This window comes from Phytopseudomonas straminea (assembly GCF_900112645.1).
In the GTDB taxonomy this organism is placed as follows: Bacteria; Pseudomonadota; Gammaproteobacteria; order Pseudomonadales; family Pseudomonadaceae; genus Aquipseudomonas; species Aquipseudomonas straminea.
In genome coordinates, this window is record NZ_FOMO01000001.1 from 869,417 (window position 1) to 889,795 (window position 20,379).

At 63.9% G+C, this 20,379-nt stretch carries 7 protein-coding genes; 2 read left to right on the plus strand and 5 right to left on the minus strand.

Annotation, left to right across the window (positions count from 1 at the left end; translation table 11 throughout):
- The first annotated feature begins 52 nt into the window (after positions 1-52).
- Entirely contained in the window at positions 53-1,945 is a 1,893-nt protein-coding gene (locus tag BM279_RS03970; RefSeq protein WP_093501109.1) for a PhoX family protein, read from the plus strand.
- Positions 1,946-2,356: 411 nt separating this feature from the next.
- Here the strand turns inward: BM279_RS03970 and BM279_RS03975 are convergent, their stop codons facing one another.
- From BM279_RS03975 to zwf, 5 genes are all read right to left on the minus strand, one after another.
- Positions 2,357-3,535, minus strand: coding sequence for a beta-barrel domain-containing protein (locus tag BM279_RS03975; protein WP_093501111.1), 1,179 nt, complete (start codon positions 3,533-3,535; stop codon positions 2,357-2,359).
- Positions 3,522-5,678: a type I secretion system permease/ATPase gene (locus BM279_RS03980; protein WP_093501113.1), complete on the minus strand. Its 2,157-nt coding sequence runs from the start codon at positions 5,676-5,678 to the stop codon at positions 3,522-3,524. The genes BM279_RS03975 and BM279_RS03980 overlap by 14 nt, the downstream gene beginning before the upstream one ends.
- Positions 5,668-6,918, minus strand: coding sequence for a TolC family protein (locus BM279_RS03985; RefSeq protein ID WP_093501115.1), 1,251 nt, complete (start codon positions 6,916-6,918; stop codon positions 5,668-5,670). The genes BM279_RS03980 and BM279_RS03985 overlap by 11 nt, the downstream gene beginning before the upstream one ends.
- 20 nt (positions 6,919-6,938) lie before the next feature.
- Positions 6,939-17,282: an Ig-like domain-containing protein gene (locus BM279_RS03990; RefSeq protein WP_093501117.1), complete on the minus strand. Its 10,344-nt coding sequence runs from the start codon at positions 17,280-17,282 to the stop codon at positions 6,939-6,941.
- 482 nt (positions 17,283-17,764) lie between these two features.
- A complete protein-coding gene (zwf, locus tag BM279_RS03995; RefSeq protein WP_093501119.1) occupies positions 17,765-19,222 on the minus strand; it encodes a glucose-6-phosphate dehydrogenase in 1,458 nt (485 codons plus the stop codon).
- Between the two features lie 155 nt (positions 19,223-19,377).
- Between zwf and hexR the strand changes: the two genes are divergently transcribed.
- Positions 19,378-20,250 carry a transcriptional regulator HexR gene (gene hexR / locus BM279_RS04000; RefSeq protein ID WP_093501121.1) on the plus strand — a complete coding sequence of 291 codons (873 nt, stop codon included), beginning with the start codon at positions 19,378-19,380 and terminating at the stop codon, positions 20,248-20,250.
- Positions 20,251-20,379: the final 129 nt, after the last annotated feature.

A 20,379-nucleotide genomic window follows, 5' to 3' on the forward strand; every position in this document is an offset into this window, starting at 1 on the left:
CATCTTATTTGCCTAGCGTGCCTGCGCATCAGAAGAACGCAGGAGCGCCGTGATGCATGACGATCAATTGACTGACCTCGAACGCCTGACCCTTTCTCGCCGCCGCTTCATCGGCGCCGGGGCGCTGACCGGCGCGGCGCTGTTTTTGGGTGGCGGGTTGCTGAGTCGCAGCGTGCTGGCTGATTCGATAGGCGCCACCATTGCCAGCCCGCTGCTGGGTTTCAGCAACCTGCCAGCATCTACCGCCGATACCATCACCCTGCCGGCCGGTTATTCGTTCCGCCCGCTAATCAGCTGGGGTCAGCCGTTGCAAAATGGCGGGCCAACCTTCAAGGGGGATGGCAGCAACACCGCGGCCGAGCAACTGCTGCAGTTCGGCGACAACAACGATGGCATGAGCTTCTTCCCGTGGCCGGGCGACCCCGATCGCGCGCTGATGGCTATCAATAATGAGTACGTGAATTATCGCTACCTGCTGGCCCATGGAGGCCTGCCGAAATCCGCCGAGGACGTGCGCAAGGCGCAGAACGCCGAGGGCGTGACGGTGATCGAAGTACGCAGTGGTGCGAGCGGTTGGGCCTTTGTGCAAGGCTCGCCGTACAACCGTCGGGTGCATGGCAACCTACCGATAGAGGTGAGCGGCCCGGCTCGCGGCCATGACCTGCTCAAGACCAAAGCCGACCCGCTCGGTGTCGAGGTGCTGGGCACCTTCCAGAACTGCTCCAGCGGCCAGACACCCTGGGGCACTTACCTGACCTGCGAAGAGAACTTCAGCGACTGCTTTGGCAGCAGCGACGCCAACCTGCAGTTCACCCCGGATCAGAAGCGTTTCAGCGTGCTGCATGCCAGTGCCGAGAACGAGTGGCACCGCTTCGACCCGCGGTTCGACATTGCCAAGAACCCCAACGAACTGAACCGCCACGGCTGGATCGTCGAGATCGACCCGTTCGACCCGCAAGCCAAGCCGATCAAGCGCACTGCTCTGGGCCGCTTCAAGCACGAGAATGCAGCGCTGACCACCACCCGTGATGGCCGCGTGGTGGTGTACATGGGCGACGACGAACGCGGCGAGTTCATCTACAAGTTCATCACCCGCGACCGCCTGGACCGCGATAACCCCAAGGCCAACCGCCATATCCTCGATCAGGGCACGCTCTATGTGGCGCGTTTCGACGAGGGCAACGGCGATGCCGATCACCCCAAAGGCCGTGGTCTGTGGATCGAGCTGACGGCAGGGAAAAATGGGCTGACTGCCGATAAAGGCTTTGCCAGCCAGGCCGAAGTGGTGATTCGTGCGCGCCAGGCTGGCACGCAGGTCGGTGCCACGCGCATGGATCGCCCCGAGTGGATTACCGTCAGCCCGAAGGATGGCCAGGTCTATTGCACCCTCACCAACAACAGCAAGCGCGGCGAGCCTGGCCAACCAGTCGGCGGTCCGAACCCGCGTGCCAACAACCTGTACGGGCAGATTCTGCGCTGGCGCGAGCATGGCGACGATGCCGCCGCCCTGGATTTCCAGTGGGACTTGTTCGTGGTCGCCGGTAACCCGGTGGTGCATGCCGGCACGCCCCAGGCGGGCAGCCACGCGGTCAACGCCGACAACATGTTCAACAGCCCGGATGGCGTCGGCTTCGACGAGGGTGGCCGCTTGTGGATCCTGACCGACGGCAAGTACAGCAACAAGGGCGACTACGCCGGCATGGGCAACAACCAGATGCTCTGCGCCGACCCGCAATCCGGCGAGATCCGGCGTTTCATGGTCGGCCCGGTGGGCTGCGAGGTAACCGGCCTGGCCTTCTCGCCGGACTACAAGAGCATGTTCGTAGGCATTCAACACCCAGGTGAGGAGGGCGGTTCGAGCTTCCCGGATCACCAGGCCGGCGTTCATCCCCGCTCGACGGTGGTGGTCATCAGCCGCGATGACGGCGGTGTGATCGGCGCCTGACCTGAAGCTGCTCAGAGGGTGACGGTGGTGGCACCACGGATGACCACCATGCCGTTATCCTCGGCAGGCTGGGGATGGTTATCCACAGCAACCGCAGGATGGCCACGATGGTCCACTAAACGCTGGCATCGACACGGTTGCGGCCGCGTCGCGGGCAAATGTGCAGCCCATGGTGCGTGCGATGAAATTGCGTTGTTGTATGACGGCTGGTTGTCTTGGACTGGCAACGGACTCCTCAACTGTATAAGTGTCGGCGACGCTGGTGCCCAGCGAAGGCGCCGGGGGTAAGGGTGACAGTCCTGTGGATAAATCCGCGCTAGCCAAATACTCAGCGTGATGAACGTGTCAGTGGCTTTGAAGCATGCGCCGGCGACTCTCCATCGCTCATTAATCCGGGGCGTTGATCAAAGCTTAATAAAGCTGTGCCTTGAGCAACGGCCTGAGCAGGTAGTTCATCACCGTGCGCTTGCCGCTGAGAATGTCCACTTCGGCGACCATGCCAGGGATGATCGGCAGGATTTCGTCGCGGCGCTTGAGCTGGCTGCCGTCGGTCTTGATCAGTACCTCGTAGTAGAACTCTTTGCCCTGGGCCGTTTCCTCGAAAATGGTGTCCGCGCTGATCTGTTCGAGGGTGCCGGTCAGGTACCCGTAGATGCTGTAGTCGTAGGCGGTGATCTTCACCTTGGTTGGCATGCCCGGTACCAGAAAGGCGACGTCGCGGGGTTTGATACGGGCTTCGATGAGCAACTGATCCTCGACCGGGATTACTTCCATGATCGGCTCGCCGGGCTGGATTACCCCGCCGCGGGTGTTGATCAACACGGTGTTCACCCGGCCGCGCACCGGCGACAGGATCTCGGTGCGGCGCAGTTGATCTTGGCGCTGCGCGACGATGGGCTCCAGGGCGCTGAGTTCGCTCTTCTTGCTCTGCCGCTCGGTGTAGGCATCCTGGAAATAGCTGCTGCGCAGTTCGCTGAGTTTGCCGTTGAGCGTGGCGATCTCCTGGCTGAGCTTGAGCGCTTCCATCTGGCTCACGGCGCGCTTGGCTACCAGTGGCTCGACCAGGTTGAGCTGCTGCTGCGCCAGGCGGATCTGCCGGTTGATGGCGCTGACGCCGTCCTGCAGCTTGTCGCGCCGCGACTTGAACAACTCCTGCTCTGAGCGCGCGAGGGGGCTGGTCGGGTCGATGTCCTCGGCAAAGTCGATGCGCTCCTTGCCCAGCACTTCGGCATCCAGGCGCGCGATGGTGGCGCGCAGGGCCGCCGATTGGTTGGCTGATTCCTGAAACGAGGTGCGAAAGCGCGTCTCGTCGAGGCGCACCAGCGGCTGACCGACCTCGACCAGATCGCCTTCGCCGACCAGCAAGCGGTCGAGGATTCCGCCCTCCAGGCTCTGGATCTTCTGGATGCGGGTAAAGGGCACCACGCGACCGTCGCCACGGGTCACTTCATCGAGCTCGGCCCAGGCGGCCCAACCGATGAACAGCAACACGGTGGCCAGCACCGTCCACAGCAAGGGCCGGAACAACGGATGGGTGGCGCTCAGCAGGGGATCGTCGAGCTGCCGGCGCAGGCGGTCATTGGACGGCATGGTTGCCTCCCCGCGGCTCCTGCGACGCGTTCACCACGTTGTCCTGCACCACCTGATCCAGGGCGCCATCCATGATCACCCGACCCTGGCGCATCACCACCGCACGCTCGACCAGCGAGAGCATGACCTTCTTGTGGGTCACCAGTATCAGGGTGCGCCCGCTGACCCAGTGCTGCAAGTACTCGACCACGTTCTTCTCGCTGGTCTGGTCGAAGGACGAGGTCGGCTCGTCGAGCAGTACGATGGGCGAGTCCTGCACCAGCACGCGCACCAGCCCGACCGCCTGGCGCTGGCCACCGGACAGACTGGCATTGCCCTGGATGGGCAGGTCCAGGCCCAGCGGATGGCTGCGCACCCAGGCGCCGAGGCCGACGCCGTCGAGGGCTTCGAACAGCTCCTCGTCGCTGACCGCCGCGCCTTCCAGATTGAGGTTGTCGCGCAGGGTGCCGTAGAACAGCGCGATGTCCTGGGGCAGATAGCCGATATGCCGGCGGCGGTCGGCGGGGTCGATCTGGGTCAGGCTGATGTCGTCGACCATCACCCGCCCGGCACTGGGGTCTAGCAACCCGGCGAGCAGGCGCAGCAGGGTGGATTTGCCAGCGCCGTTGCCACCCAGCAGGGCGACCCGTTCTCCGGCGCGGATGCTCAGGACGTTGATGTCGACGATAGGTGGCGCATCGTCATGGGCGAGACGCAGTTGCTCAAGGCGATAGTCGCCGGCCAGCTGTTCCTTGCGCACGAAACGCTGCCCGGCCGGGCGCTCGACCGGGCCGCTCATCAACTGGTCGAGGCCCTCGAGGGCGACCTTGGTGTGTTGCCAGCGGCCGAGAATGCCGGCGATCTGCGACAGCGGCGCGATGGTGCGCGCCGCCAGGATCGAGCAGGCGACCAATGCGCCCATACTCAGATACCCGTCGCTGATGCGGTACACGCCGAACACTACCACGCCCACGTAGCACAGCTGCTGCACGGTGCTGACCCCGTAGCTGAGCGTCGAGGTCAGGCTCTGGGTCTTCATCGCACTGCCGGCGAGCTGCGCGGTGAGGGTTTCCCACAGGTGCATGCAACGGCCTTCGGCGCGGCTGGCCTTGACCGTTTCCAGGTGTTCGATGGATTCGAGCAGGATGCCGTTCTTCACCGACCCCTCGCGCAGGTTCTGGCGCGACAAACGCGCCAGGCGGCCCTGGGCGAGCAGGCCGGGGAGGATCATCAGCACGGCAGCGACCACCGGCACCCAGACCACATGACCGCCGATCAGGGCGATGATCAACAGGAAGATGAACACGAACGGCAGGTCGCTGATCACCGCCGCGCTCGATGAAGTGAAAAATTCGCGCACCGATTCGAACTCGCGTATCTGCGTACTGAAAGCCCCGACCGACGCCGGCTTGGCGCCCAGGCGGGTGTTGAGCACGCGCTCGAACAGCAATGATGACAGCTGCAGATCCAGGCGCTTGCCCAGGGTGGTAAGCAGGTGGGCGCGCAACCCGCGCAACAGGCTTTCCAGCACGATGGCCAGGGCCACGCCGCTGGCCAGCACCCACAGCGTGCCGAAGGCCGCGTTGGGCACCACGCGGTCATAGACCTGCATGGCGAACAGGGCGGCGGCGATGGCTAGCAGGTTGGCGATGAAAGCCGCCACGGCCACTTCCACATAGGAGCGCCGTAGGCGCTTGAGTGCACCGTAGAACCAGTGCTCGTGGGTCGGCCTGGCGAACTCTTCGGCTCGGCCGTCCGGCCGATAGCGGCACTTGGCGAATACCGCCATGCCGCTATACAGCGAATCGAGATCGGCTACCGGTAACTGCTGCACACCGCCGTCACTGTGCGGCACGAGGATCTCGGCCTGCTCGCTCTGTTGGCTAACCAGCACCACGCAACGCCCGTCCTTGAGCAGCAGCAGTGCCGGCAGCAGGTAGCCGTCGATGCGCTGCAGTTTTTCCTCGGTGACCTGGGCGACGATATCGGCGCGGCGCAGGGCGCGCGGCACCATGCGCAGCGGCAGTCGGCCCTGTTCGAGGGCGATACCGTCGGCCATCTCGGCGTCGGTCACCGGGCGGCCGAGCTGCCGGCACAGCAGCACCAGGCCCTGGCGCAGCGGGTCATGGTTCTTGCCCGGCGTAGTCAACGTGTCAGGATCCATTCAGGCCGTTCTCCAGCAAGGGGCCGAGTAGGCCGATCTGCGCGGCGGCGCGGTATTCCAGGCGCAGGCGCTCGACCTGCAGGACGATCAGCTGGCGCTCGGCTTCGAAACGCTCGCGCTGCACGGTGAGCAGGTCGATCACGTCGCGGCGGCCCACTTCGAACTGCTCCCGGTACAGGCCGCCGACCTGCTCGGAATCACGTACCTGCACAGCCAGCGCATGCTCGCGCCAGAGCAGCGAATCGCCTATGTCGAACAGGCTCTGCAGCTGTCGGCGAATGTCGCGCTGGATGGCATCCTGGCCCCAGCTCGCGGACTCCAGGCGCTGTGCGGCAGCGGTGGGGCGCTGGAAGTTGGACAGGCCCTGGATGGTGTCCATGCGCAGGCGCAGGTTGACCATCGAATCGTTCTGCAGGCGCCCGCCGATCTCTCTGCGTGTGGCTGAGGCTTCCAGATTCAGTTGCGGTAGCAGCGCCGCCTTGGTGCCGCGCAACTCGGCCTGAGCCAGGTTGGTGTCTTCCATTGCGCGCTGATAGAGCGGCGAGCCGGTAATCAGCCGCGGTAAATCGCGGGTAGCCAGATAGCGCTGCATGGACTGTGGGCGTGGTTCGGCCAAGCCTTCCGCTGGTGCCCCGACGAGCAGCGCGAACTGGTTGCCGGCATCCAGCAGGGCGCCTTTTTCCAGGGCCAGTTGCTCCTGGGCGCGGGCGATTTCCAGGCCGGCACGATCCTGCTCGCTGCGATCCGAATAGCCGTCGGCGCCCCGTGCTTCGGTCATCCCACGGATGTCGTCGAGCAGGCGAATGTGCCGGCGCACCGCCTCGATACGGCGCTGGGCGACCAGCACGTCCAGATAGGTTTCGACGATGTCCAGCGCAGCGTCTTCACGGGTGACTTCGGCGGTGGCCGAGAGCTGGCGTTGGGTCGCCTTGGCGCTGTCGACTTGGCTGTCGACGCGGCCCCAGTCATAGAGCATCTGCGAGACGGTGACATCATAGACGGTCTCGCCAATATCGAACTCCTGCGGCCCGCCGGACATCGATAACGACGGGTAATAACCCCCCTTGGCAATCTTCACTTCGGTCTCGGCGCGGGCCGCCTCCGCTACCGCGGCGCGCACCTGAGGGTGAATAGCCAGGCCGTTGCGCACGGCCTGGTCCAGCGGCATGGCCAGAGCAGAGGCGGGCAGGCAGAGTGTGAATGCCAGGCGCGCTGCCCATCGACAATGAGACATGTGCATGCGGTACGACGAATTCCCTATCAACTGACCACAACCTGTACCGTGTTTTCTTCCACCAGCAGCGTGGTGTTCCCGTAGGTATAGACGTCGTAGACGATGCCATCAATCGCCTGCGTGCCTGTCTTCAAGGCACTGCTGCTGACCCGCAGGGTGTCGTTGCTCTCCCCGGTAATCTGCAGGATGTTGTTGGCATCGGTGATGGACGCCACCGCTGCGGCGGTCAGCGTCAGGGTGCTGCCCGAGTCACCGGTGCCGAGGTCGATGCGCTCGATATTGCTCAGCGTGCCGATGCCGGCAGCGCCGTAGTTGATGTCGATACCGCCGTCGAACAGTACGGTGTCGAAGCCTGCACCACCGTTGACGCTGCCGAAATTGGTGGCGCGGATCTGGATGGTGTCGTTACCGGCTCCAGCATCCACGCGATCACCGGCGCCCACGTTGAGGATCAGGTCATTGCCGTTACCGGCGAAGATCTGCTCGTTGGCGATGGTGGCACTGCCGGAAAGAACGTCGTCGGCAGCCGTGCCATCGACGCGCACGGTACCGATGGCCAGGCCGAGCAGGCCCGATGGATCCAGATCCACGGTGTACAGGCCGCTGGTCTTGCTGCCCGATGTCGCGGTGATACGCAGTGCGAGGTCGGCCCCCAGATTGAGAACCTGGCTGACCGACAGACCGAGCTGGCTGAGCACACTGGGGCTGAGCAGGTTGATGGAGAAGTTGCCGTTGGCGTCGGCCGCCAAGGGCGCAAGGCCGATATAGCCCGCCGGGGTCAGCACTTCGACTGCCAGGGCGGCGCCGGCAACGGTCTTGCCGCTGATGCCGAGCCGCGCGGCTGACAGGTTGAGTACGCTCAGGTTGGCATCCACGGCGAGGTTGCCGAGAGTGATCGGTTGCTGCAGCAGGCTGGCGCCCAGGCCCAAAGAGGCCAGGTTACTCTGGTTGCCGGCCTGGTCCCGGGCAGACACTGTCACCTGGGCGCTGAGCAGCTGGTCCCAGGTCAGGCCGATATTCAGCCCGCTGAGCAGGTTCACTGAGGCCAGCCCGGCATTGTTGGCCGTGACCGTGGCGGTGGCGACAGTGCCGCCCAAGTCGATACGCACGGTCAGTTGGCTATTCGGCTCGCTGGAGATGGTAAGTAGGTTGCCAGTCAAGCTCAGCACCGGTGAGGTAGGGGCGATGGTGTCGACCGTGAAATTCACGGCCTGGGAATTGGCGCCGTTGTTGATATGCGCGGTAACCGACGCAGCACCCTGTGGAAAACTGCCGCCTGGTGGCAGTACGGAAACCACAGCGGCGCCTGCAGTGGCCTCGGCCGCTGTTACGGTGTGGCTCTGATTGAAGGTGTAGCCGCCGGTGCCGGTGTAGGTCAGCGTGACCGTGTCGCCAGCGCGCACCCCGGTGGCCAACCCGACGAGCACCTGGATGCCGTCGGCGGCCTCGGCCGCGTTGATGTAGGTGTCGAGCGCCTCCGGCACGTTGATGATCGGTGCCGACAGGTTAGGCGCGTTGGTGCCTGCCGAGATGCTGACGTTGCCGGCCACATCGGTGGCCGTCACGCTGATCGGCTGGCCCGCCACCAAGGCTGGAATCAGAACCGCTGCGAAGGTGCCTGCTGCAGTGGCGGTCACGGTGATCGGGCTGGCTACGTTGCCATTGACCACGATACGCACCTGGCTGCCCGCTTCGGCGTTCCCGGTGAGCAGGGTTCCGTCAGCGCTGACGAACAGATTGCTGGGGGCGCTCGGCGCCTGGCTGTCGACCAAGGTGCTGGTCGAACCACTGGTATTACCTGCCGCGTCACGCGCCACGGCATTTACCACGGTGCCGTTAGCCAGTTGCGCCGCGGGTGTGAAGCTCCAGGTGCCATTGGCGGCAGCGGTGGTGGTGCCGATCTGCGCGCCATTACCATCGGTAAGGATGATCGTGCTGCCAGCCTCGGCCGTACCCGTGAGCACCGTACCCCGGCTGGGCTGGATGGTGGGCGCGTTGGGCGCCACGGTATCGATGGTGGTGCTGGTCGAAGCGCTGATATTGCCGGCTGCATCGCGGGCAACGGCGGTGACAACGGCGCCGTTGGTCAGCGTTTCTGTTGGCGTAATGGTCCAGTTGCCGTTGGCAGTGGTGGTCGTTTGGCCTATCACATTGCCGCCGGGGCCGGTAACGGTAACCGTGCTGCCGACCTCGGCGGTACCGCTTAGCGCGGTGCCGTTGCTTGGTTGAATGGTGGGCGCGCTGGGCGCAATGGCATCGACCGTGGTGCTGACCGAGGTGCTGGTATTGCCGGCCGCATCGCGGGCGACTGCGGTCACCACCACGCCATTGGCCAGGGCGGGGCTCGGTGTGTAGGTCCAGTTGCCGGCGCTGTCAGTGGTCGCCGTACCGATGCGGATGCCGCCAGGGCCGGTAAGAATTACCGTGCTGTTGGCTTCGGCCGTACCCGTCAGCACCACGCCGTTGCTGGCCTGGATAGTTGGGGCGGCAGGGGCCACGTTATCGATGATCGTATTGGTGGATGGGCTGATATTACCGGCAGCATCGCGTGCTACCACGCTTACCTGCGTGCCATTGGTCAGCGGGGTCGGAGGCGTATGGCTCCAGTTGCCCTGAGCATCGGCGATCGTCTGGCCGATAGTGGCGCCGCCCGCTCCGGTAAGAATCACCGTGCTGCCCGCTTCGGCCGTGCCGCTCAGCACGGTGCCGTTGCTGGGCGCGATGGTGGGGAGCGCAGGTGCCAGGCCGTCGATCACCACGATGGCCGGCGCGCTGACGTTATTGGTGGCATCGGTAGCGGTGATGCTGACCGAGGTGCCGTTGGGGATGGCGGGTGAAAAGGTCTGTGACCAGGCGCCAGTGGTGGCATCGGCGTTGACCTGCACGTCTGCCTGACCCGCAATGCGGATGGTCACGGTACTGCCCGGTTCAGCCGTACCACTGAGCAGGCTGCCATTGCTGGGTAGCACCTCGGGCAGATTCGGCACCCTGTCGTCCACGGTCACGCTGGCCGGATTGCTCACGTTGCCGGCCGCATCCACGGCAACCACCGTGACGAGGGTGTCGTCTGCCAGCGGCAGCGCCGGCTTGTAATGCCAGTTGCCATTGGCGTCCACGGCCACCGTGGCGATCAGCACGCCCGCCACACTCAACCGTATAGTGCTACCGGCCTCGGCAGTACCGCTCAGCTCGCTGCCGTTGCTGGCCGCGATCACCGGCGCAGGTGGAGCGAGGTTATCCACCCTCGTGCTGGCAATGGGGCTCTGGTTGCCGGCCGCATCCCGTGCCTGCACAGTGACCAATACGCCATCGGCCAGGCTGGTGCCCGGCGTGAAGCTCCAATCACCGCTGCTGTCAGCGGTCAGGGTGGCGATGGTGTTGCCATTGACGGTTAGCGTTACCGTGCTGCCCGCCTCGGCGGTACCGCGCAAAGCTGAACCGTTGGTGGCCTCGATGGTTGGTATGGCGGGGGCGACTGCATCGATAGTGATGGCGGTGGCCGGGCCGGTATTGCCGGCCGCATCGCGGGCGCTGACGCTGATCACGGCGCCATGCTGCAAGGGTATATCTACAGGGAAGGTCCAGGCTCCCCCCGCGTTCACTGCTGCCTCGCCAACGACCACGCCGCCCGGACCGGTGATGATCACCGTGCTGCCCGCTTCGGCCGTGCCGCCGAGCAGCACGCCATTGCTCGGCTGAACAGTTGGGGCGGCAGGCGGTACGGTGTCGATCACCAGGCTTGCCGCCGGGCTGGTGTTGCCGGCCGTATCCCGGGCCACCACGCTGATCTGGGTATTGTTGGTGAGTGCCACGGGCGGCACGAAAGACCAGTTGCCATCGCCGTCGGCCACTGCCTGACCAATGGCGACGCCGCCTGTACCGGTGATGATGACCGTGCTCCCCGCTTCGGCAGTGCCGCCGAGAACGATGCCATTGCTGGGCTCGATGGTTGGCCGTGGCGGCGCCTGGTTATCGACGATGATCGCTGAAGATGGCGTGCTCACGTTATTCGCGGCATCGGTTGCCGTCGCGGTAAGGCTGACACCGTTGGCTACTGGCGTGTTCGGGGTGAGCGTCCAGCTGCCATTAGTACCGGCCTGCGCCGTGCCGATGACAGTGCCGTCTGCACTGACGGTTACCATGCTGCCTGCTTCGGCGGTACCGGTGATGACCAGGCCGTTGCTCGGCGCGATCACCGGTGCGGGTGGCGCGATAGCGTCGATCAGGATGCTCGCCGGGGCGCTTTCGTTGCCCAGATTATCGCGGGCGATCACGGTGACCAGGCTGCCGTCAGGCAAGGCCGGGTTCAAGGTGACACTCCATTTTCCGTCGGCATCGGCCGTAATGGTACCGGTGTTGATCGGCACACCTCCGGCTCCGGTGAGGACGATGGTGGCCCCGGCTTCCGCCGTACCGCTCAGCGAGACGCCATTGCTCGGATTGATGGTCGGATGTTCCGGCACCTGGGCATCGATCACGGTGCTGGCGGATGGGCTGGTGTTGCCGGCGGCATCGCGTGATACCACCGTGACCTCGGTGCCGTCAGTGAGGGCCTGCGAGGGTTTGAAGCTCCAGTTCCCCGCCGCGTTGGCGGTTACCTGGCCAATGGTTGCACCGCCGGGGCCGGTGATCAGCACGGTGCTGCCGGCTTCTGCCGTACCGCTGAGCTCGACGCCATTGCTGGGAGAAATGGTTGGAGTAACCGGCGCCACGGTGTCGACGGTGGTGCTGACCGAGGCACTGGTATTGCCGAGGGTGTCCCGAGCGATTGCATTGACCACCGTGCCATTGGGCAAGGCCGGCGAGGGCGACAGCGTCCAGGTTCCATCAGCCGCCGCAGTGGTCTGGCCGATCACCCGGCCGCTGCCATCAGTGACGACCACGGTAATGCCCGCTTCGGCGGTGCCGGTGACCCGCACGCCATTGCTGGCTTCGATCGTCGGGGTGGCCGGCGGCTGTGCATCGATGGTCGTGGTGGCCGAGCTACTGCTGTTGCCGGCGGCGTCCCGCGCCACTACGGTCACCACCAGGCCATCGGCCAGGGCGGGTGTGGGCGTGAAGGTCCAGTTGCCATTGGCGTCCGCGGTCGCCTGGCCGATGCTGACGCCGCCAGAGCCGGTAAGAATCACCGTGGCACCCACTTCGGCGGTGCCGCTGAGTTGCGTGCCATTGCTGGCGGCGATGGTCGGCGCGCTGGGGGCAACGTTGTCGATCACCGTGGAGGCCGGTGCGCTGCTCAGGCCGGACACCGTGATCGTGGCGTTGATCGTGGTGCCGTTGGCCAGTGGCGTTTGCGGGGTGAAGGTCCAGTTGCCCTGACCGTCGGCGACGGCCTGCCCGATGACGGTGCCTGTCCCGTCGGTCAGCTGCACGGTAGCGCCTGCCAGGGCGGTACCGCTGAGTTCGCTACCGTTGCTGGGCTCGATGGTCGGGCGTGGTGGCAGGGTCGCATCGACTATCACGCTGGCCGGCGCGCTCTGATTACCCACGGCGTCGGTAGCCGTCACCGTCAGCCGGGCGCCATTGGGCAGCGCACTTGCCGGGGTGATCGACCAGTTGCCATTGGCGTCGGCGGTTGTGGTCTGGCTGAAGCCATTGGGGCCGGTGATGGTGATCAGGCTGCCGGCTTCGGCAGTGCCGGTCACCTGCGTGCCGTTGCTGGGGTCGATTACCGGCGCGGCGGGAGCCTGGGCGTCGATGGTGGTGGTCGCCGCCGGGCTGGTGTTGCCGACCGCATCGCGGGCGATTACGGAAACCTGGGTGCCATTGGCCAGCTGGCCGCTGATGGGGTAGCTCCAGGTGCCGTTGGCGTTGACCTGAACGGTTACCGGCGCGGCATTGCCGATGGTCAGCAATAGTGTGCTGTCGGGGTCGGCAGTGCCGCTCAACATGCCCGACCCGCTGCTCGGCGAGATGGTAGGCGTAGCGGGCGGCTGAGCATCTACCACGGTGCTACCGGGCTGGCTAGTGTTGCCGGCAGCGTCGCGGGCCACCACGCTGACCTGGGTGCCATCGAGCAGCGGGCTCTGCGGCGTGAAGGACCAGTTGCCACTGGCGTCGGCCGTCGTCTGGCCAATGGCGACGCCCCCAGGCCCGGTAAGAGTTACGGTGCTGCCAGCCTCGGCGGTGCCACTTAGCTGGCCGCCGTTGCTGGGGGCGATGGTGGGCGTGCTGGGCGCCACGGCATCTACCGTTATGGCCACCGGGGCGCTCTGGTTACCGGTCGGGTCACGGGCGACGATGCTAACCGCGGCGCCATTGGCCAGCGGAGTGTCGGGTGTGAAGCTCCAGTTGCCCTGAGCGGTGACCTGCACCTGGCCGACCACCACACCGCCGACGCTGATGATCACCAGGCTGCCGGCCTCGCCGGTACCGCTGAGTTGCTCGCCATTACTGGGCGTGATGGTAGGCGCTGCAGGCGCGACATTGTCGGTGATTACGCTACTGGAGGCGCTAGTGTTGCCGGCGGCATCGCGGGCTACGGCGTTGACCTGGGTGCCGTTTAGCAAGGGGCTAGCCGGGGTGAACGACCAGTTGCCGCCTGCGTCTGCTGTTACCCGGCCGATCAGCGCGCCGTTGGCGCCGGTCAGAATCACCGTGCTGCCAGGTTCTGCACTGCCGCTCAGTTGCGCACCGGTGCTGAAGTTGATCGCCGGAGCCGGCGGCGGTACACCATCGATGGTCAGGGACGCGGCAGGGCTGACATTGCCCGTGGCATCCGTCGCAGTTGCCGTGACACGGCTGCCGTCCGGCAGCTGCGCGGTAAGGGTGGTGCTCCAAGTGCCGTTGGCGGCTGCGGTGGCTTCGGCGATCAGGTTGCCGGCAGCATCGCGCAGGGTGACGATGCTGCCCGGCTCGGCAAAGCCGCGCAGGATGATCCCGTTACTCGGCTCGATGATCGGAGTCGAGGGCGGTGCTGCATCGATGGTCAGGCTGGCTGGCACGCTGGTATTGCCGGCGGCGTCGCGCGCCACGATGGTAATGGCAGCATTATCAGCCAGTGCAGGTGATGGGGTCAGTGACCAGTTGCCATCAACGTCAGCTGTCGTCTGGCCGATCATACGGCCGCTGCTGTCGCGGATGATCACCGTGCTTCCGGCCTCGGCGGTGCCCACCAATTGTGCACCATTGCTCGGATTTACGACCGGTGCCTGGGGAGCAACGCTATCCACCGTAGTGCTGGTTGCCGGGCTCTGGTTACCAGCGGCGTCGCGGGCGACGGCCGCTACCACCGTGCCGTTGGCCAGCGACGTGGTCGGCTGAAAGCTCCAGTGGCCCTGGACATCGGCCGTGGCTTGACCAATGACCGTGCCGCCTGGCCCGGTCAAAATCACCGTACTCCCTGCTTCTGCCATTCCGCTGAGCAGGCTGCCGTTGCTGGGCTGCAGCGTGGGAGCGGCTGGCGCGACGTTATCGGTTACCGTGGTGGCTGGCGCACTGCTCAGTTCATTGACGACCACGGCGGCACTGACACTGGTGCCATTGGGCTGTGGTGTGGACGGCGTTATCGTCCAGTTGCCATTGCTGTCGGCGATGACCTGGCCCAGCGCAACGCCTCCTGGGCCGGTCAGCACGACCAGCGCGCCTGCCGTGGCCGTACCGCTGAACTGGCTGCCATTGCTTGGGATAATGGTCGGGCTCGCCGGTAATGTGGCGTCGACGGTCTGGCTGGCGACAGGGCTCTGGTTGCCCGCTGCGTCGGTCGCGGTTATCGCCACGTTCGTGCCGTTGGTGAGAGGCGCGGTCGGGGTGAATGTCCAGATACCGTCGGCATTGGTGATCGCGGTCTGGTCGGGCTCGCCGGGTACGCTGATGGTAATGGTGCTGCCAGGCTCGGCGGTGCCACTAAGCAGGCCGCCATTGCTGGGGTTGATCACCGGTGTGTTGGGCGCCTCGGCATCGATGCTACCAATCGTGGAGTCGCTTACATTGCCGCTGGCGTCTCGGGCACTAACCTCGATGGTGATGCCATGGGCAATCGGCGCGCCGGGGGAGTGGCTCCAGGTTCCATTGCTATCGGCGAGCACCTCGACCTCGGTCGCAGGTGAAGTGCCGATACGAATGATCACCTTACTGCCCGGCTCGGCAGTACCGCTCAGCAGGACACCATTGGTAGGGTTCAGTATCGGCGCTGCGGGCGCCTCGGTATCTATCACCAGATTGCTGGGTGGGCTGACGTTGCCGGCCGGGTCACGCGCGATGACTGTCAGCGGTGTGCCATCGGCGAGAGGCGCATCGGGCGTGAAGCTCCAGTCACCGTTACCGTCGGCTATCACCTCGGCAATGAGGATTCCGCCGGGACCTGTGATGACCACGGTGCTGTTTGCTTCAGCTTTGCCGTTCAGCGTGATGCCGTTGCTGGGTTCGACCTGAGGAGCGGCAGGTGGTGTCCGGTCGATCTGCACCGCAGCGGGGTCGCTGTTGTTGCCAGCGGCATCGCGAACCACGACTTCGAGGTTGACGCCATCGGCGAGCGGTGTGGTGGGAATGAAATTCCAGTTGCCATCGGCATCGGCCACGGTCTGGCCGATGAGGTCGCCATTGCTGTAGATCAGAATGATCTTGCCGCCGGGCTCGGCGGTACCGCTTAGCTCACTGCCGTTGCTCGGCTGCACCACGGGGGGCAGGGGTTGCGCGGCATCGATGATCAGCGTGGTGGCGGCGCTGGTGCCTGCGGCTGTGCTGGCGACGGCGGTGACGACCGTCGCGTTGGTCAGTGCGGGAGACGGGGTGATCGACCAGGCGCCATTGGGGCCGGCTGTGGCGCGACCAATCTCGGCGCCGTTCGCGCTGACGATGACCAGGCTACCGGCGTCCGCCGTGCCGGAAATCACCGTACCGTTGCTTGTGGCGATCACCGGCGCGTTGGGCAATGCGTTATCCACAACCACCGTTTGTGGCGGGCTGGTGTTGCCGGCCGGGTCACGGGCCACCACGCTCACCTCGCCGCCATTGGCGATCGCCGGGCTGGCAGTGAAATGCCAGTTGCCATTGCCATCGACCAGTGCCTGGCCGAAAACCCCACTGGCGTTGCTCAGGATGACGGTACTGCCTGGTTCTGCGGTGCCGCTGAACACCGTGCCATTGCTGTTGTTGATGGCGGGCTGATCAGGAGCCTGTGCGTCGATCCGGAGCTCGCTGGGTTCGCTCTTGTTACCAGCGCGGTCGGTAGCCGTAACTATGACTGAAGTGTTGTCGGCCAGCGCGGGGGATGGTTGGTAAGACCAGGTGCCGTCTGCAGCTGCGGTAACTGTAACGGGTGCATTCCCGTCGATCGTAAGTGCGACGGTACTGCCCGGCTCTGCCGTGCCAACCAGCAATGTTCCATTGCTGGCTTCCACCGTCGGTGGGGCTGGCGGCGTGCTGTCGATAACCACCCGTATCACCGGATGAGGCACGCCGTTAGGGGCGATGGTATGCACGTCCACAATCGTTCCATGGGGCAATACGGGTGGCCCTTCCCAGCGCCATTCCCCATTCGTGTCGGCAGTGGTTCTATGCAGCTCCTGGCCGTCAGGATGCATCAGGATGATAGTGGCGTTGGGAGTTGCCGAGCCGTTGAGCTGGCTGCCATCACTGGGCTCCACCGTCGAAGGCTGTACCACCAGTGGAGCGTTTAGCGACGCCGATGGGCCGACATTTCCTGCAGCATCTATCACCACCACGCTGATGGTCTGCCCGCCTGTAAGCGGTGCTGGAAATTGCACCTGGAACTGACCGTTGGCATCGGCAGCCACCGTGAACAGCGTGCCGTCAACATCCACTCTGACAGTGGCGTTGGGCTCTGCAAAACCGGTCAGGAAGCGGCTGTCCTGGCTGAGCTGCAGGTTGGTCGCCGCCGCCGGGGGCTGGTTATCCACAGGCGGTTGTGCGCTGCTGCCCCCATTGTTGTTAGTGCTATTGTTGCGCCGGCTGACCTCATCGGCCACTACCACTCCGCCTGCAACCGCTACACCGCCAATCATCGCAGCAGTGCCCAGACCCAAGGTACTGCCAGCAGCGCCTGCTATCGAAGTCAGTGAGGTAAAGCCGGAGAGAGTACCCTCCGAAGCATAGGAGGCGGCCAGAACGCCATCGGAAGCCGCGGCCTGGGAAAGATCCACGGCCATCAACTGCTCTTCCTCGCCGACCAGATAGAGCTGGCTGGGTTGCTCGGCCGCCGCGTAGAAATTGCTGATGCGTAGCACCTCACCGTCCTGCATCTGGACGATCAGGTCGGATCCATCACGGGTATAACGGGCTACCGCTTCGGGAGGAATGTTGAGGGCGACATGGCTGCTTTCGGAAAGTGGCAGCGTGTTGCTGACCACTTGTGTATTGGCCTGACTGACCTGCTGGCCAATAGGCGCGACTTTCGCCTGTACTGCCATGAAGCATCTCCCAGTTACGTGATTTCAAACTTGGCGAGTTGCGTTGCACAGGCAAATCCAATTCGGCGTTGCACTGGATAGAACTCGACAAGTTTTAAACGTAGCGGGCGAGCACTTTTTTAAAAGGTAGTTTTAATGCCGTTTATGTATAAAAAATCAAAAATTCATGTGATTTTTGACATTTAAAATAACCTGATTACTTGAGATTTTCTATTTGTTAGGTCATAGCTTATTGTTTTATATATAAATTTATAATTAATGGAATTGTCGTTTGCCGACAGAGCTGCTCGATAAAAAATGATCTTCGCCGAATGAAAAGTTGTGAAATTATTTCAGCGACTACGCAGGAATAAAGTTCAAATCATTTAATCGGAATACGCTTTTATATCGCACTTTTAATAGCAAAAGGCTTACAGCAATACACGCTTATTGCTGACTGACAGCAAAGGCGGGCTGTTGGTGACAGCTCGTTGGTATATTGATCACGAGTCGGATTCTTCAATCCATTGCCGCCCATGTCGCTCCAGCAGGTGCTGAAGTTGTTCCGGCCCGTTGCTGCCTGCAGCGTAAGGGCGCGGACTTTGATAGTGCTGCTGCCAGCCTTTGATAATCGGGTCGACCCATTGCCAGGCTGCTTCGACCTCATCGCGGCGCATGAACAGTGTGGAGTCGCCCTCTATCACATCCAGCAGTAACCGCTCATAGGCATCCCAGCGCCGCTGTTTGTTGAAAGCATCAGCCAGGTTCAAATCCAGTTCCACCGGCTGCAGGCGCATGCCCTTGCCCGGGTTCTTGGCCATCAACTGCAGGCTGATACGCTCTTCGGGTTGCAGGCGGATGAGCAACTGGTTGGCCTGGCCGTTGCCGAAAAGCTGGTGCGGCACGGGTTTGAATTGAATGAGGATTTCCGAGGTCTTGCGAGCCAGGCGCTTACCGGTGCGCAGGTAGAAGGGCACGCCGGCCCAGCGCCAGTTGTTGATCTCGGCCTGCACGGCAACGAAGGTTTCGGTATCGCTGTCGTTGTCGACGTTCTTCTCGAAGTAGTAGGCGGGCACTTCCTGGCCGCCGATCTTGCCGGCGGTGTACTGGCCGCGCACGGTCTTGTCGCGCACGTCCTGACCGGTGATGGGTTTGAGGGCTTCGAGGATCTTCACCTTCTCGTTGCGCACCGACTCGGCATCGAAGCGTACCGGCGCTTCCATGGCCACCAGGCAGAGCAGTTGCAGCAGGTGGTTCTGGATCATGTCGCGCATGGCGCCGGCGTTGTCGTAGTAGGCGCCGCGGTTTTCCACACCCAGGGTCTCGCACACGCTGATCTGCACATGGTCGATGTGCCCGGCGCGCCACACCGGCTCGAACAGGGCGTTGGCAAAACGCAGCGCCATCAGGTTCTGCACGGTTTCCTTGCCCAGGTAATGGTCGATGCGAAATACCTGAGACTCATCGAACATCGCACCGATGCCGGCATTGATCGCCTGGGCCGATTCCAGCGAATGGCCGATGGGTTTTTCCAGCACGATGCGCGCGCCTGCACCAGCCAGACCGGCAACCTTGAGGTGCGAGGCGATGGCTTCGAACAGATCCGGTGCAGTAGCCAGGTAGTAGACCCTGACGCGCTCTCGATCATTACCCAGTGCCTTGGCCAGGCGACCGAAGTCGGCGCTCTGCGAAGCGTCCATAGCGAAGTAGTCCAGACGCTCAGCGAAGCTCTTCCAGGTGTCATCGTCGAAATCGGCGCGGGCCACCTGGGCACGGCAGTGGCGCTCGGCGAGGGCCTGGTAGGCGGCCCGTGTGTGGCTGCTGCGCGCCAGGGCGAGGATGCGCGTGTCGCGATGCAGGCGGCCGCCGCGATGCAGGTAATAGAGGGCTGGAAGCAGCTTGTGCAGGGCGAGGTCGCCCGTGCCGCCGAATACCAGCATGTCGCAGCAATTGCTCTGCATGGGAACTCCGATTCGGTTTGTCCGTGCGAGGTCGCCAGGCTTGTAGTATAACTACAAGATCACTACAGCCCGGCGGAGTCCCTCGATCATAACCGAGTCGTGACGCTTCAACGTCCAGCCGGCGTAACCATCCTTTGCCAGTCGAGTCCCAGCCCGTGAATTTGTTGCAGCACATCGCCCAGTCACGTCACCTCCTGCGCAAGTCGGAACTCAAGGTGGCCGATCATGTGCTCCTCGACCCGGCTGCAGTCATGCACAGCTCCATGGCCGAGCTGGCCCATTCGGTGGGGATCAGCGAGCCCACCATCGTGCGCTTTTGCCGCGCCATCGGCTGCAGCGGCTTTCAGGATCTCAAGCTCAAGCTGGCGCAGAGCCTGGCCGCCGGTGCCAGCTTCGGCCAGTTCGCGATCCACGAGGACGATTCGGTCGCTGACTTCAGCATGAAGATCTTCGACACCACCCTGCACACGCTGATGGAAGTACGCGAGAAGCTCGATCCGGTGGCGCTGGAGAAGGCCATCGCCGTCTGCTCCCATGCGCAGCGCATCGAGTTCTACGGCTTCGGCGCCTCGGGCGCGGTGGCCGCCGACGCCCAGCACAAGTTCTTCCGCCTGCTGCTCAATGCCGCGGCCTATTCCGACCCGCACATGCAGGCAATGTCGGCCATCACCCTCAAGCCGACCGACGTGGCCGTGTGCATTTCCCAGTCCGGGCGTTCCAAGGACCTGCTGATCACCGCCAACGTGGTACGCGAGGCCGGCGCTTCGCTGATCGCCCTGTGCCCGGGCCAGACGCCGCTGGCCGAGCTGGCCACGGTGAACCTGGCCATCGATGTGCAGGAAGACACCGAGATCTATACGCCGCTGGCCTCGCGTATCGCTCACCTGGTGGTGATCGACGTGCTCGCCATGGGCGTGGCCATGGCCCGCGGCCCGAGCCTGGTCAACCACCTCAAGAGCGTCAAACGCAGCCTGCGCAGTCTGCGCCTGTCGGCCAAGTCGATCAGGGCCCACGAAGACGGCGCCTAAGAATCTGTTCAAAGTCTTTCAGCCCAGGTTCGTCGATTTCGACAGCTAAGTGGTGAGAGCGGCCGGTGAAGGCGTGGCTTTTGTAGGAGGGGCTTTAGCCGCGAGCTCTTTGCTTGCGCTGATAAAAAA

Coding starts and splice junctions, on each gene's coding strand:
- BM279_RS03970 (WP_093501109.1), top strand. CDS start 53: ATGCATGACGATCAATTGACTGACCTCGAACGCCTGACCCTTTCTCGC.
- BM279_RS03975 (WP_093501111.1), bottom strand. CDS start 3,535: ATGCCGTCCAATGACCGCCTGCGCCGGCAGCTCGACGATCCCCTGCTG.
- BM279_RS03980 (WP_093501113.1), bottom strand. CDS start 5,678: ATGGATCCTGACACGTTGACTACGCCGGGCAAGAACCATGACCCGCTG.
- BM279_RS03985 (WP_093501115.1), bottom strand. CDS start 6,918: ATGCACATGTCTCATTGTCGATGGGCAGCGCGCCTGGCATTCACACTC.
- BM279_RS03990 (WP_093501117.1), bottom strand. CDS start 17,282: ATGGCAGTACAGGCGAAAGTCGCGCCTATTGGCCAGCAGGTCAGTCAG.
- zwf (WP_093501119.1), bottom strand. CDS start 19,222: ATGCAGAGCAATTGCTGCGACATGCTGGTATTCGGCGGCACGGGCGAC.